Source organism: Denitrobacterium detoxificans, from assembly GCF_001643775.1.
In the GTDB taxonomy this organism is placed as follows: Bacteria; Actinomycetota; Coriobacteriia; order Coriobacteriales; family Eggerthellaceae; genus Denitrobacterium; species Denitrobacterium detoxificans.
Genome location: NZ_CP011402.1, coordinates 1,774,805 through 1,792,483, shown reverse-complemented (window position 1 = coordinate 1,792,483; position 17,679 = coordinate 1,774,805). Strand labels below are relative to the sequence as shown.

The 17,679-nt window shown below is 56.9% G+C and carries 1 protein-coding gene (running past one end of the window); it reads left to right on the top strand.

What is annotated here, in order from left to right; all coding sequences use genetic code 11:
- Nucleotides 1-63 precede the first annotated feature (63 nt).
- A protein-coding gene (locus AAY81_RS10465) for a BspA family leucine-rich repeat surface protein (protein WP_066663396.1) crosses the window boundary here: on the top strand, nucleotides 64-17,679 show its 5' portion. The gene runs 15,015 nt beyond the window's last position; only the first 17,616 of its 32,631 coding nucleotides appear in the window; its start codon is at nucleotides 64-66; its stop codon lies off the right edge, out of view.

The following is a 17,679-nucleotide window of genomic DNA, read 5'->3' as shown; positions in this document are numbered from 1 at the left end:
TCAGCCTACGCCGACAACGCAGAAGACAAAGGCGAAACTTCTCCCTCAACCACCACGGTAGCGGTGGCTGAGGTTTCTGCGTCTTCTGCACCTTCCGCCTCCACGAGCGATACCTCCGCCGCGAGCGCCTCTTCCTCCAACGATTCTGCCGCTGCTGCCCAAGCCGCGGCCTCTTCCTCTTCGACTTCCAGCGCGGCTGCAAGCGATACCTCCGCTGCGGGTGCGTCTGAAAGCAAGGCCCGGGAAAGCGCATCCGCTGCCGACGCCGCTACCTTCACGGTGACGTTCGACGCCGGCGCGGGCGCGCTCTCCGGAAGCGCCACGCAGCAGGTTGCTGCGGGCGCAACGATCACGGCTCCCGTAGCCACGCTCGAAGGCCAGACCTTCGAAGGCTGGGCTACGGAAAAGGGCGCCACGAAGGCGTCCGTGAAGCCGGGCGAGACTATTACGGTAAGCGCGAACGTAACCTATTACGCGGTGTATTCTGCGAAGTCGGCAGGCGAGGGCGCTGCGGCTTCGACGTCTTTGCAAGGCGACAAAGCCGCTGGTAGCACGTACGCTACCAGCGAAGACGCGGCTCTAGATGCACTCGAGGCGGCGCAGGCCGCTGCCAGTGCGGCTAACTCCGCCAAGGCAACGAGCCTGAGCCCGATGGCCGACACCATTTACAAGAGTGGTACGTTTGGCGACAACAACGCGCTTACGTGGACGCTGCAAACCGATGGCGTGTTTGGCACGCTTTCCATTGATGGCGTTGACACGGTGAGCACTACGTATTCGGCGCTGCCGTGGTACGCGTATCGCAATGCCAATGCCGCTGAGGATTGGGTTGGCATTACGAAGGTATACGTTACGGGCGCTATCAAGCCTTTGGGCAATGCGTGTGCCTTCTGGTTTGCCAATTACGAGGAACTTTCGTACTTCGATGGCGTGGGTTTCGACATGTCGGCGGCTACCAGCTTGGAGGGCTTCTTCAAGAACTCCACGCGCTTGGATACCGTCGAGGGCATCCAGTATTGGGATGTCTCCCAGGTTACTACCATGAAGGAGATGTTCCGTTACACCACGTTGCTGAAGGTTGATAACTTCAAGAACTGGGATGCCTCGAACGTCACCGATGCCAGCTACATGTTTGCGGAAACAACTGCGCTCACGTACTGGAATAGCTCATTGGACGAGTTTGCCGGCGGTATGAAGCTGGGTAGCACGTCTACGGGTGGTGCCAATCTGTCGTACATGTTCTACAAGAGCAACCTGATCACCTTCGCCTCGGCGAAGTGCTCGTGGGTTGCCAACAACATGACGCATATGTTCGACATGGATATGGCGCTTTCCAATGTGGGCATGAGCGGTATTGACACGTCGTTGGTGCAGGATATGAGCTACATGTTCTACTTCTGCTCGGCTCTGGTGCTCATGAATGGTTCGGGCTACATTGACGGCGGCACGTATCCGGGTTGGAATACGAGCAACGTCACCAATGTTTCGCACATGTTCGAACATTGCGAGATGCTTACCGCCAGCGCGCTAACTACGGCGTTTTCGCAGTGGGATACCACGAAGATCACCAATGCGAGTTACATGTTCGCCGACTGCTATGCGCTCGAATCGGTATCCATGCCCGACTTGAAGCTGTACAACTGCAATAAGAACTACATGTACGCTAACTGCACCGAGTTGAAGAACTATGCGTGCGATGGCGGCGTGTTCCAGGGCGGCACGGCGGCGTACATGTTCACCAATTGCCCACGTCTGCTGGTGTGGAACGGCAACGGCATGACCATTACCGATGCCAACCTGTCGAACATGTTCAACGGCACCAATGCCACCTTCATCTGGCTAGGCGATGGCCTTACGTTCAAGAACAACAATACCGACAGCATGTTTGCCAACTGTGGCGGCTCGGTGACGGCTAACTTCAATGGCATCACGGCCTCGGGTTCGCTGTATCGCATGTTCTACAATGCCAACGGCCTTACCACCTTCATCGCGAATGGCGCCATGAACACGAGCGGGGTGACCTCGCTGCAGGGCATGTTCCGCAGCAGCGGCCTGGTTTCGGCCGACTTCAGCGCGTTCGACGCCACGGGCGTAACCACCACGTACGCCATGTTCTACGACTGCGATTCGCTTTCCAACGTGTGCATGGACAACTTCGATGGCAGCAGCGTTTCCGACGCGCGTTACATGTTTGCGGAAAGCGCGCCTGCTACGCCGTTTAGCCTTACGGGTATGAACTTCACGCTGGGCGCTCCCGATTGCACGGTGAACATGTCGCGCATGTTCGAGAACAGCACGCTTGTTTCCCTGAACACATCTACCTTCAAGTGGTATCCGAACAATATGAACGGTATGTTCAATGGCGCTACGGGAATCACCACGTTCGAGGGTTCCGGTATTTCTACTGCGGCGCTTACCAATATGGACAACATGTTCAAGGACGCCACGAACCTCACCACGGTTTCGGGCATTTCCGCTTGGGACGTGAGCAATGTGACGAGCGCGTATTCCATGTTCGAGGGCTGCACGAGCCTTACGAGCATGGGTGCGCTTACCAGTTGGGATTTGCGCAAGCTCACCAACGCGCAGCGCATGTTCGCGGGCTGCACGAGTCTGGCAAATATCACGGTTACGGGTATGCGCTTCTACAACTGCAACATGAATTACATGTTCACGGGTTGCACGGCACTCGCCAACTTCGATGGCGATGGCCTGATGGTGACGGGCGGTAGTATGCAGTACGCATTCCAGAATTGCCCGTCTATGAATCTGTTTACTGCGAATGGCATGGTGCTTTCTGGCGTGGACCTGCGTAACATGTTCACGGGCATTAACGCTAACTGGACGTTCGATGCGACGGGTATGACCATCGCGAACTGCACCACGGGCGAGACGTACGAGCACATCAACTACAATCGCTACGGCATGTTCAACAATGACGGCGGCAGCCTGATCTTCCAGGGTTCGGGCGTTACGCTTTCGGGTAGCCTCATCCGCATGTTCGGCAACTCTACGGGCCTGCGCAAGTTTATCCTTACCTCCAGCGATACCGCAGGCGTTACGAGCATGTACGAGATGTTCCGCAACGCATATAACATGACCGACTTCGACGGCAGCGGCATGCAGGCCGTTTCCGTTACGAACATGACGCGTATGTTCCGCGATTGCTCGCGCTTGATGAACGTGAACATGAGTAACTGGAACGCCAGCAAGGTAACTGACGTATCTCAGATGTTCGTGTCTAATTCCAGCCTGAGCAACTTCGTGGCTCCGGGCTTGAAGATTGGCACCGAAGCGGCTCCTGCTTCCATGGCGTCCATGTTCCGCGGCTGCACGAGCCTGGGTAGCTTCAACTCCATGGGCATGACGCTGTGGGCGTCCACCACGTATTGCATGTTCAAGGATTGCACGGCTCTCGCCTCGTTTAACGGTAACGGCTTCTACATGGGCAAGAACGGCACCTTCGCGATAAACGACGCACGCGAGTACGACGTTCCCGATGGTGGCTGGTATTGGAGCTACCCGCATTACTATCAGGTGCGTGACGCGAAGATGATGTTCATGAATTGCACGGCGCTTGCTACCGTAACGGGTATCAAGACGTGGGACATGAGCAAGGTGCAGAGCCTGGAGCGTATGTTCTACAACTGCCAGAGCCTTACCTACACTACGGGCCTGGCGTTCGATAACTGGGATTTGGCTTCCTGCCATACGCTCGACGAAATGTTCGCCCTCACGTATGCACTCACCGAATTCCATGGCTATGGTCTGAAGCTGTACGGCGACGCCACGCTGGCGTGGTTCTTCCGCAGCAGCGGTCTGCAGAAGTTCTACGGCGATGGCATGGTCATCGATGGCAGTGCTTCGCGTTCCACCACGCGTCCCAGCGGCAACTATGGCGTGGATGGCATGTTTGGCGTGCTGACTAACTTCCAGGAATTCATTGGCAATGGCATGACCATCAAGAACCGCTCCCTGGCGCATATGTTCTGGCGCACCACGAGTGTGAATTGGCTCTTCAATGGCAAGGGTCTGACCATGATTGGCAATAACGTGGCCGAGATGTTCTGCGGTACGAACGATGGCACTACGGGCAGCTTCACCTTTGACGGCACGGGCATGCACTTCGAGGGTCCCGCTGCGTACATGTTCTATTCGTACAGCCAGGCGACCGGTTCTGGTACGTGGTACGAGGACAACAACGTGAGCATTTCGCATAACAGCGGAAAGTGGAGCAGCTCGCTGTATCACTGCCTGTACTACACGTTCTGGAATCGCTCGAGCTACGATCACGTACATTGGAGCGGCTACTGCGGTATTACCACGTTCAAGGTGGATGCCGATGCGCAGACCGACTGGAATGGCGTAAGCGATACGCGTTACATGTTTGCGAACGATTACTTCCTTACGTCGTTTACGAGCAACGCATGGGATGCGTCGGGCGTGCAGGACACCATGGATTACATGTTCTTCAACTGCCCGAACCTGCCTTCCTTCGATGGCAGCACGTGGAATACCAGCAGCGTTACCAGCATGACGCGCATGTTCGAGGCATGCACGGGCCTTACGAGCCTTACCAACTTGGCATGGGACGTGAACTACGTGATTAGCACGTATCGCATGTTCTACGGCTGCACGGGCCTCACCTCGTTCCCCAGCTTCAGCACATGGGACATGAAGGCCAACGCCGATGCGCGCTACATGTTCAGCCACTGCACGGGCATTACTACCTTCGACATGCAGGATGTGCATTTCTACGATGCGGCCATGGACTACATGTTCAGTGACTGCACGTCGATGATCATGTTCAAGGGCTATGGCATGCAGGTGGACGGCGCCAAGAGCATGACGTACATGTTCAATGGCTGTACGGTCGGTGGTCTTGGATGGCAGTTTGATGGCAATGGCATCACCATCAACGACAGCAACATGGACTACATGTTCGCAGCCACGGCGGCGGGGAAGACGACCCTGTACAACTTCAGCTGCAATGGCTTTACGGTAACGGGCTCTCGCATGCAGTACATGTTCAAGAACACCACGAAGTACATCGGCTTCTTCGCCTCGGGTGCGGGCTTCACCCTTACCACGAGCGACCTTTCCTATATGTTCAGCGGCGCGCTGGGGCTGCAAACATTCAATAGCGCGGGTGTGAACAGCGCGGGCTGCACCAACATGGAGGGCATGTTCTATAACTGCCCCGAATTCAGGACGTTCAATGGCGGCAGCCTCATCGTGAACCAGGTACTCAGCATGAGTCGCATGTTCGACCTGTGCCCGAAGCTGCTTTCGGTGCAGGGCATCACCATGTGGAGTGCCGATAGCTGCCGCGACATGAGCTTCATGTTCCGCAATTGCTCGCAGCTCAATTACATCGACGCCTTTACCGATCCCACGCTTTCCGCGAACATGACGCTCGAATACATCACCACCATGGAGGGCATGTTCTACGGCTGCTCGAGCATCACGAACTTCTATGGCAAGGGCCTTACCATTACCACGGGCGTGGTGGATGGCTCGGGTAGCCTGGATAACGTCGCCGACATGTTCAGCGGCTGCAGCAGCCTGGTGAGCTTCGAGGGCAAGGGCATGGTCATTTCCGGCAAGGCGAACCTGGCTAACATGTTCCGCGGATGCGATGGTCCCTTCACGTTCAATGCGGGCGATCTGCGACTGACCGGTTCGGTGGGCACGGGCTTGCCCGTTGGCACGTCTACCACGGGCATGGCAACCAACGAGCCGCAGATTACGGCGGCGTACATGTTCAATGGCTGCCCTGGTCTTACGATTTTCAATGCCGACGACATCGTGACCACGGGCGTGTACGACATGAGCTACATGTTCAATAACTGCGCGGGGCTTACCGAGTTCCATGGCGAGGCGTTCGATACCGAGAACGTGCTCACCTTCGAGGGCATGTTCTACAACGATCCCAAGATGGTGAAGGCCGATGGCCTGGCGCGCTGGAATGTGGAGAAGGTCACCACTACGTACCGCATGTTCAAGAACGACTACAAGCTGAAGACCATCGATGCGTTTACGGTAATGCCTTCCGATCGTGCGCTCTATGGGTATCAGACGACCGTCTGGAACCTGAATGCCATCAACAAGATGGACGAGATGTTCATGAACTGTTACGAGCTTGAGCGTTTCGAGGGAGACGGCATTACCATTGACAGCCCCGAGGGCACCACGGTGGCGAACATGTTCGCGAATTGCCACAAGCTTGCCCGTTTCGATGGCGTGGGTATGATCGTCAAGCTGAATGGTCCGACCGACTTTAGCTATTGGTTCCAGGATTGCGATGGCCTGGTGTACTACAGCACGGCAAGCATTACCAGCCCCGGCGTTGTGAACATGCGCTACATGTTCAATCGCTGCACGCGCCTGACGCATTTTTATGGCACCAACCTGAACACCTCGCTGGTTACCAGCATGGAGGGCATGTTCAATGGCTGTACGTCCCTTGTGAACGTGTACGACATGAAGCAGTGGGACCTTTCCAGCTTGGAGACGGTCGAGTACATGTTCCAGAATTGCTCGAGCTTGGTCCGTTTCGACCTGACCGATTGGGGCATTGGCAGTGGCTTCGATGCCGCTGGCAATCCCTACACGTATACGGGTGGCACGAGCAATATCGAGAATATGCATGCCATGTTCAATGGCTGCACCTTGCTGGAAGAGGTGACGGGCATTGGCACGTGGCAGCTGGATAGCCTGTATACCACCGAGTCGATGTTCAATGGCTGCGCGAGCCTGCTGACGCAGGACTTCAGCAACTGGACCCTACCCGTCATTAACAATATGGACTACATGTTCCAGGGCACTACGGCTATGACGACCTTCCGCGGCAAGGGCATGCACATTACGGGTACCGCGCGTAACGGGCGCCGCGCCAGCGTGAAGTACATGTTCAACAACAGCGGCATGACCGATTTCTACGGTGACGAGATGATTATCGATGGCGACATTGATCTCATTTACATGTTCACCGATGCTGCTAACCTGCAGAATTTCTGGGGCAACGGCATGCTCATTGATGGTGGCCTGTACACCGACCCCGACACGGGGTCTACCACGCCGGGCAACAGCGTTCTCACGTACGATATGTTCTTCAACAACACCGCTCCGTTCTACTTCCACGGTGGCGGCATGGAGATCCGCAACAATACGATGGAATTCATGTTCCAGGGTTGCAAGGGCGCCTATAGCTTCGACGCCGAAGGCACCATGAACTTGAATGGCGTAACCAGCTTGTATGGCATGTTCAACGGCATTTACAGCATCGAAGGTGGTGGCACGGGCCATAACATTGGCGGGTACTACTACACCGGTCGCGAAGATGGCGTTACCCGTTCCTGGCATATGGGTGGCTACTATGGCACTCAGATCTTGGACAGCATCGGCGCCACGCAGGGCTTGGTGTACTTCAACGGTCTGGGCATGGACGTTTCGAAGGTCACCAACATGGCCTTTATGTTCAACCATGCGCGCGACCTGCAGCGCGTGGAGGGCATTAGCCTGTGGGATATGAAAGCCGTGCAGTACCTGTATGGCATGTTCAATGACGCGCGTACCCTGACGTACATCGACGCCTTCACCGCAACTACTCCCACGACGACGTGGGATCTTGAATCCGTGAAGGACATGCGCTCGATGTTCCAGGATACCTGGGCGCTTCCCGAGTGGAAGGGCTGGGGAGTTACCATCACGGGTAACTACTACGACACCACCACGCGCGCCATGACGCGTTACATGTTCAACCATAGCGGCATTCAGACATTCTATGGCGACGGCCTTACCATCAAGGGCTACATTACGTTGGCCGACATGTTTAACGATGCGAATAATTTGGTGGACGTGTACGGCAACGGCATGCTCATTGATGGCGGCACGATGACCGTTACCACGAGCATGGCGCTTTCGCCCATGGCCACGGAAACCGTTCCCGCCGAAACGGTGGTTACCGCCAACTGGTTCCGCAACAACTCGGCGGCCTTCACGTTCCATGGCGCGGGCTTCACGGTGAAGAACACGCCGCTCGACTACATGTTCCGTGACGTGAAGGGCGCATGGACGTTCGACGCGGAAAACACCATGGACATCACCGAGGGCGTCGACAGCATGATCGGCATGTTCATGGGCTCTGATGCCCAAATCGAATTTGCGAGCGGCAAGTACTACTGCACGCAGGGCATCGTTTCCTTCAATGGCCGCGGCATGGTGGATTATGACACCGCCATCAAGTACATGAACAACATGTTCTATCGTGCTCATGCGCTTACCACAGTGGACCAGATTTACAACTGGAACGTGACCGAGCTGCTGAATGCGGAAAACATGTTCCGTGATACCACGGTGCTTTCCTACATCGATGCATTCACCGACCCCACGGTGGTCACGGTGCTCAACTTCGACAAGATCCAGAACATGAATTACATGTTCAGCGGCGCCCGCGCGCTGCCGCGCTTCCTGGGTCAGGGCGTAACCATCAATGGCCAGAACGGTGACACTTCTGCCGTTGCCACGGTGGCGTACATGTTCAACGCCACCGATTCCATGCGCACATTCGTGGGCAAGGATATGATTATCAAGGGCTCCACACGCCTTGAGAACATGTTCAACGATGCCACGGGCCTGGATTACTTCGTGGGCAAGGACATGCTGCTGGACGGTACGGGCGTTACCACTTCGAACATGTTCCAGAATTGCTCGGGTCTGTATAACGGCGGCGGCGACATTGCCTATTCGGGCACTGGCTGGGTCTTCGAGGGCGAGGACATGGTGCTCGACAATGGCTGCACGCTTGTTGAGATGTTCCAGAACTCCTACGACATGGATGGCCTGGATTACACGCAGGGTCTGCAGGCGTTCCACGGCATCAACTTCGACATCGCTGACGTCACGAGCATGGACAGCATGTTCCAGAACGCACGCGGGCTGAAGGCAATGGACGGCGTGAACATGGACACGGGTAACGTGACGTCCATGCATGAGATGTTCCAGAACTGCTATACGCTTACCACCATCACTAACATCTACAACTGGGATGTTTCCAGTCTTACCGACGTATCGTCCATGTTCCAGAACTGCCTGGTGCTTCCCACCGTGGATATGCACGGATGGCAGACCAACAACGTCGAGGATCTTTCCTACATGTTCCAGAACTGCCCCGAGTTGGTGTACGTGGACGGCCTGACGGCTGGTACCGCCCATCCGGGTAGCGTAACGGGTTCCAGCTGGGAATTCGACAGCGCCACCACGTTGGCGTACATGTTCGCCGACTGCCCGAAGCTGCATCTGCCCGACTTCACGAACTGGTACCTGCCGGTGGCCACGAACCTGAACTACATGTTCGCGCGTTGCCATGGGCTTGAGGAATTCAATGGTGCCGGCTTCGAGATCGTGGCGCCTGCGGCTACGGTTATCGGTATGTTCTGCGGTATCAACCTGACCAAGGGCGGTTTCGTTTTCAACGGCGACGGTATGAAGATTCACGACTCCACGCACCTGGCCGACATGTTCTGGGATCCCGCTACCAATAGCCAGCATTGCACGGGCCTCACGGTGTTCAACGCCAAGGGCTTCTACATTAACGCGCGTGCCAGCTTGAAGGATTGGTTCCGCAATTGCGGCGGTCAGTTTATCTTCAACTGGGATGGATTCCTGGCATCACATACCATCGACTTGGGCTACATGTTCGAGGATTGCTACGGCCTGGAAACCTTCAACGCTAAGGGCTTCACGGTAAGTGAGACGAGCGCTACGGGTTGGGATACCGTGCAGAACATGTTCGGCGGCTGCGCAGGTAGCTTCGTGTACCGCGCCGAGGGCATGCGCATTTGCTCCGATGCCGATATGTCCGAGATGTTCACCAACTGCTATTCGAACCTGGACTTCGATGCCACGGGCATCATCATCGATTCGGGTGCCAGCTTGGCGGGCATGTTCAACAACTGCGGCAACTACACCAGCAATGGCTCTACCACGCAGAAGGGTTCGCTTACCTTCTGGGGCAACACCATGAATGTGCCGTATAGCACCATCGAGGGCATGTTCGGCACGAGCGCCGACAAGCTCACGTATGGCTTGGTGAAGTTCGTGGGCGCGGGCATGACGGTTACCAACGCCACCAACTTCTCTCAGCTGTTCAAATACGCCCCGCACTTGGCTAAGTTCTATGGCGTGTATGCGAATGGTACGTATGGCACCAACACCAAGGGTGGCACCGCGACCACGCCGCCTACCACCGATTTGGATTACGTGAACCGCACCATTACGCTTTCCTCGCTGGCCATGAACGTGCTTGGTTGCACCGACGTGAGCGGCATGTTCCAGAATCAGAGCTATCTGAATACGTTCGTGTGCTGGCCCGTGCTGGGTTCTGGGTCCAGCCAGGTGACGAATATGGCGAGTATGTTCGAGAATTCGTCTGCTCTGACGTATCTGGATTTCACGTGGTGGAACACCACCGGTTGCACGACCATGTCGGACATGCTGCATCGCGCTTGGAACCTGACTACCATCATTCTGGGCGATGGCTTCAAGTTCGTGGGCGATAGCGGCTACGCTACGCAGCGCGTTATCCAGACGGCCGAGTGGAACGATGGCAGCACCGCGAACGGCACGTATGGCGCCTACCTGGACGGCTGGCTGCCGGGTAAGAGCTACTGGTATACGGGCATCACGGGCGCTACGCAGTTGGCTATCGTGTTCGACCAGAACAGCAGTCTGGAAAACGACACGGTCTACATTTACGACAAGAATTGGGTGCTGCAGGCGGCCCTGAGTGGTACGTCGATGCGTGCCTACACCTCTACTGCTCCGCTTATCGTTTCGGGTGATACCATTTACGTGCGCCTGTGCACGGATGATTCGCGTTACGGCTCTGGCTTCAAGCTGACCGTGTTCGACAATAGCACGAGCGCCTATATGACGCCTGACTGGGCGAAGCTGCGCGGCTTTGGCTATGGTAGTTGGGTGCATTACGTGCTCGATCCCACCACCAATACCTGGGTGGAAGACAATCACGTTCCGTACACTGGCGAACAGCTGGCGTACTACTACAACCCCGCGAACAGCGCCATGGTGGGCAAGTACGTATGGACGGATCGCGTGGGCTTCCGCTTCGTTTCCAATGACGATGCCTGGTGGGCTCTCGACGATAACCGTACGTACACCTTCCAGTATGCGCCGAACGAGTTTTGGAACGACCATCATTACGCAACGCTTCATGGTGGCAACTTCACCGTGGGTGCCACGCCGTGGGCTACGAACAAGGTGGTTACCGAATACGGCACCGACGTTCCCTGGAATGGCTCGTACAACGTGAGCACGGCCAACCACTATGCGTCCGATGGTTCGGGCTGGGATGGTCGCTTCCGCGTTGGCTACTGGGACAAGGGTCGCCCGAACGATTCCGCTACGAGCGCCAACAATTCGGTGCGCAGCAAGATCATCACCATTACGGCGTACAACGGCCTGAAGGCGCTGCGCCTGGAGGATTGGTTCTCCGGCTGTCGCCAGGATAACGTGGAGTATCGTCATCGTGGCAACTACGGCACCGTGTGGCATACGCGCGGTTTGCTGTGGGCGGATGTTACGGGCCTCGACCTGTCCGACACGCAGAGCACCCGTCGCATGTTTGCGGATGACCTTACGCTTACCAGCATTACGGGCACGGGCGGGCAGAACACCGTGACGACGGTGGTTTCCAGCAGTACGGCCACCAACAGCACCGCCTACACGCTCGATACCACTATGGGTACCACGAGCACCGACTGGGAAGGCGACGGCAAGTACGGTTGGCATACCAACAGCCTGGAAGACACCACGCAGATGTTCTTCTACGACGAGAAGTTGGATAATCTGGATATGAGCAGCTGGGACACTCGTTCCGTGCTGAAGATGGGCCAGATGTTCGCTGGGGATACGAGCCTGAAGACCATGTGGGTTGGCGAGCATACCGTATTCGACAAGGGCACCGTCGATGACTGGTCGAATAGCGACATGAACATCATCAGCCGCTATTGGGAGTCTGGCTCGATGATCAACAAGGATGGCCATGCGGGCGGCTACGACTCGGATATGAATTCCGATAGGAACAAGTACAACCTGTATCCCGGTACGCTCATGGCGAAGACAAACTATGCTCCTACGTGGACCACGAGCATGCGCGGCATCTCCTGGTGGCATTTCCGCAAGCAGAATGCGCAGAGGGTGACGCTGCGTTTCGATATCCAGAGCCTCATGGACGGCGGCGACGCCATTGTAGTGTGGGATAAGACGCGCCAGACGATACTGGATGTAATCTGGGGTGATAGCATTTCGGGCGCGACGCGTACCTACGCGACCGACGAGGTGTACCTTAGTCTGTACAGCACGTGGGGCCATGGCATTCCGCGTGGCTTCATTGGCAATGTGACGTTCGACAACGCCGAGTACGATTGGGCGTGGATTCCCAATCATGACACGTATCTGCACGATACGGGTCAGTGGGTGAACCAGACTACCGGCCGTGCGTATTCCGCGGGTGACTTCGCGCGCTATGTGGGCAAGAGCGCCATCGATGCGGGGCAGTGGGTCTGGACGCCTGGTATCACCAGCGGTTCGTTCCCCAGCAATAGCTATGCGTGGTGGCAGCTGGATGCTGATGGCGTGCTTACCATCTGGTTGAACGATGGTGCCTCCACGTTCGAGGTAACCGAGCATAATACGGGCGACTCCGACGCCGACAAGCTTACGTGGACGGTCCCGTGGCGTACTATCAGCAATAACATCGCCGGTCATGTGACCGCCATCAAGGTGCAGACCGATTCGGCGGGCAACAAGATTCAGCCGCTGAACTTGGATGGCTGGTTCGACGACATGGGTTCCATGGTCATTGCCGACGTGGCGAACATCGATACGAGCAAGGCGACCAGCGCGGCGAACATGTTCCGCAACGACAAGAGCATGGTTACGCTGCTGGGCACGGGCTATGACCCCGATTACGACGACGAGGCGGTGGACAAGTACTTGGATCCCGATTACGTGTCGTCTTCGAGCGTCGTGGGCTGCGCGGGCTGGGATACCAGCAGGATAACTAACATGGACAGCATGTTCGATGGCTGTCGTAGCCTGACGCGCTTGAATATGAGTACGTGGGATATGCTTACCAGCACGCCTTCCACGAATAACATGTTGCGCTACACCGATAGCCTGGAGCTTATGGACCTTGGTCCCGATGTGCGCTTTAATCCGCAGAACAACGCGGTAGCCCCCAATTCCATCCACACTCAGTTCTGGGGTAGGAAGAATGGCGGCTATGCGCGTGCCCTGGATGGTACGGTTGCCGACAAGAGCTACTGGGAAATCAATGCTCCCGCGGGGTCTTCGGCTATCGTCCTCGACTTCAACAAGCAGATCGAACAGATGACGAGCGGCACGTTTACGGGCGGAAGCACGCTTGGTACAGGCGATTACCTGGTGGTAGCGGGCAACAACGGCGAGACGTATACCTTCTATAGCGATCGCTATATCTATGACGATGGCATTAGCAGTCCCGTGACCACTTACCGCAACCAGCCGCTTTCCGGCCTGGATGATAACTCCATTCTGTCGCTGGAGTTTGCAGGCGCCACGCGGGTCACGCTGCGTCTGTACAGCAACGAAGACGCGAGCATCGGCAATGGCTTCCAGGTGTTCGTGAGCTACAAGACGTCTATGGGTACGGTTGCCAGTGCCGCTCTGGCCGAAGCAGGCCTGTACATGTGGCGCCGCAAGAGCGACCAGGCGTACGTGCGTGGCGTGGATAGCCTCATGCGTACGTACGATGGCTCCGCGGCCGTTTCCGTGGGTGCCAACATGTCGGGCCAGTGGGAGCGTGTGGGCGTGTGGGTCGTGCACTTCGAAACGCTGGCCGGCACCCCGGGCGTTACGGGCACCATGGACGACGTGTACCTGCCGGCGGGCGAATCGCTCATTCTGCCCGGCGATGGCACGTATGGTTCCCTTACGTCGCCTTCCTCCGACTACGCTTCGCGTACGGGTGCGTCGAACTACTTCTATCGCAACGGTTACGTGCTGCGTTGGTGGGTAACCGACCCCACGTACATTCCCGATGCGCAGGATCCGAATAAACAGCCTACGGGCGAATATCGTGTGGGTCAGACGTATCCGAAGGTGCTAAAGAGCGAGCCTGGTTTGGAAACGCTGTACGCCATTTGGATCGAGGCTATGGATAGCGTCGTGGAGTTCTTCCCCGGCGATTCCACTGACGACCCGGTGGATCCCATTGTCGCGTCGCCTGCAGGCACGACGGCCGTTATGAGCGGCAGCGAAGTTGCCAGCTATTACATCTCGTACGCTCCGTACATGTCGGGCGCCGATGTGACCGTGCCTGCCATTCCCTGGACGCGTCTGGGCTACACCTTTGTGGGTTGGCAGCTGGAAGATGCGGATGGCAATCTGGTGGGCGTCATTTCGCCCGACAGTGGCTTGTTCCGCATGGCGAACCAGGCGGGTCGCCAGATCATAGACCTTTCCGCGTATGGCCTTACGGGCACGACCGGTCGTTATTACAAGCTGGTCGCCACCTGGAAACAGAAGACGGGTTATACGGTTACGTACGATGTGAAGGGCGGAACGCCTGCGAAGGCCAGCCGCACCAACGTTGCCTGGAACGACACCAACCTGTTTGGCTGGGACGGCGTGTGGCCGACCAAGCATGGCTATCGCAATGACTACAAGGTGATGTTCACCGATATTTCGGGCATGGACCACGTGGTTACCACCACGACGCGCCTGGGCGATCTCGCGCGCTTCAATGGCAGCGATAATGTTGCCGATACCATCGTGCTGTGGATCAACTGGATCGAACGCGACGCGTCCATCAACTTCGTTGCTGCGGGCAAGGGCCTCATCTCGGTGGATGGCTCTACCGACCCCAACCAGATCAACCAGCAGCTCATTCGCACGCTCGTGCCGTGCGTGAGCGGTTCGGTGTCCTCCGTCTCGGGTGCCGTTTCCACGGGCTATCACCTGGTGTACTGGATTAACTCGCTAAATACCACGCGCTTCTATACGCCTACGCTTTCCGCGGCGGACATCGCGGCCATATCCCTTGGTCCCGATGGGCTGTATCGTTCGGTGACGTTCACGGCCGTGTTTGCGCCGAACGTCTACCGCGTGCAGTTCCATCCTGGTACCGGCACGGGCGTCATGGACGACCTGCTGTGTGTGTATGACGTATGGACGCTGGCTCCGGTTGCCGCGGGTAGTATGAGCAAGCCTGGTTTCGTGTTCAAGGAATGGAATACGGCGCTGAATCCCACGGGTGCAGCCAGCGAGGTGCGCATCGGCGAAGGCGACTGGTTCCGCAACCTGACTACGGTGGATGGCGGCGTGGTTACGCTGTACGCTCAGTGGGAGCAAAGCGTTGTAACCTACACCTTCAAATCTGAAAACAGCAATGGCCACATTACCTGGACCGATGGCGCGGGCACGCATGAGGCGTCTGAACATGACTTCACCACGGGTGTTGTGACGGGTACGTTCGATCCGGTCACGGCTGTGGCGCATGACGGCTATCACTTCGTGAGCTGGATCGACGAGCAGACCGGCGATATCATGACCACCAACCCCACGCTTCTGCTTTCAAAGGACAGCGACAAGATGTGGGAATACGGCCGCGTGTACGTGGCCCGCTTCGCCCCGAATACCTACACGGTGCATTACATGTACGAGGGCGAAAGCACCGGTGGCGCCATGACTGAAGACTACTTCAACATGACCAACCAGACGTTCAAGTACGGCATTCAGGAGCGCCTGACCACCATCGACGACGACAGCTCGACGCCTGCTGTTTCCGAGGGTACCAAGAAGAGTGGTTACATCTTCCTGGGCTGGAAGGCTTACCGTATGGTGGGCGGTGTGCGTGTGGATCGCGATGGCCTGCTGGTGAACGCGCAATACGTGTGGAATCTGGCTACCGACGAGGGTGACACCGTCTACCTGGAGGCACGTTGGAGCCCGGCGGTGTACTACATCGTCTACCATGACAATTCCGCTCCGGAAGGCATCTACGCGGGCGTCATGGAAAACCAGCCCATTGCCTACGATGACTTCACGCAGACGCTTACGCCGAATACGTTCAAGCGCGTTGGCTACGACTTTGCTGGTTGGAATGACAAGCCCGATGGAACGGGTACCCTGTCGTTCGCCGATGCCGGCACGATTACCTTCAACCTGACGAGCACCCCGGGCGATGAAATTCATCTGTATGCGCAGTGGACCATTGCTACGTACAAGGTGCAGCTCATTAGTGACGAGATGCACTATCTGTACCCCGTACGCAATGGCTCGCTGAACCATGCCGACTGGGGTAAGCTGGCTGGCTCGCTTTCGCAGCCGGGTGCGGTGGCTTCGCCCGATAAGGTGCAGGTCATGTACGAGGGTCTGCCCGTACGCGACTACAACAACGACCCCGTGTATGCGGCAATTATCGAAAGCTATTGGACGTACAACACCAAGATGACGCAGCCCGTCACGGCTACGCCTACGGTTATGACCGACGCCAATGGCAATGTGGTGACCATGTCGTTTGCGTATTATACGTACGAGATGACGCTGGCCGATGGCACGGTGTATACCGGCTATCTGGCCGACCCGACCACGCTTACCATCCTGGGCGACACGAAGTTCTACGTGCATTGGGCGCATGATTCCTACACGGTCATTTACGATCCGGGCGATCATGGCCAGTTCGTGGTTGCCGAGGGCAAGACGTATTGGCTGAGCGTGCCGGGTGGCTCGGCGACGACGCTGTACTACTTCTATGACAACGACAAGACGAATGTCGATGGCTACGATACGACGGAAACCAACATTAAGAACTATGGCAATCCGCGTGCGAAGCCGGGTTGGGAGTTCCAGTACTGGCAGATTACGCTTTCCGATGGCACGACCTACCAGCTGCGCAATATGGGCGAGATCTGGTCGAACATTGGCACCATCAACGAGAACCTGACGTTCTACGCCGTGTACCGTGCACGCATGCAGACGCTTTCCTTCGACGAGATGGGCGGCTGGGCCACGAACAGCACGGCTCTCATTACCCGTGCGTATGCGAGTGACGACGACGTGACGTTGCCTACGGCTTCCGACGTGCGCAAGTACGGCTACGATCTGGATGGCTGGATGGAAGATCCCACGGTCGAGGTGCTGTATGCGCCTGGCTCGACCATTAAGATGTTCGGCTACAATGCTACGCTCTACGCTCACTGGGTGCCGCGCACGTATTCTGTGGTGTTCGACAACATGGGTGGCGCGTGGCCGGCTAACGGCTCGTACACCTTCACGGGTCGCAAGGATGGCTTGAATTGGAATAGCAATGAGCTGTTGGACGGCGTACCCGATCCCGAGAAGACGGGTTATACCTTTGCGGGTTGGTACACCAATCTGGATGGCGGTTCCACGTCGGCCAAGATTTCCAATTCCATGCTGTTCGAGGCCATTGCTCCCATCGACCTGATGACGGGCGAGCCCATCGATACCGACGGTACGGTGGTAACGCTTTACGCCAAGTGGGTGGAATCCTACACGCAGATCAATTACTACATCATCACGCCCGACTTGCAGGATGCGCCTGAAGGCGGCATGCTGACGCTCGACTCCGAGACGGTGCGTTCCGTACATGGC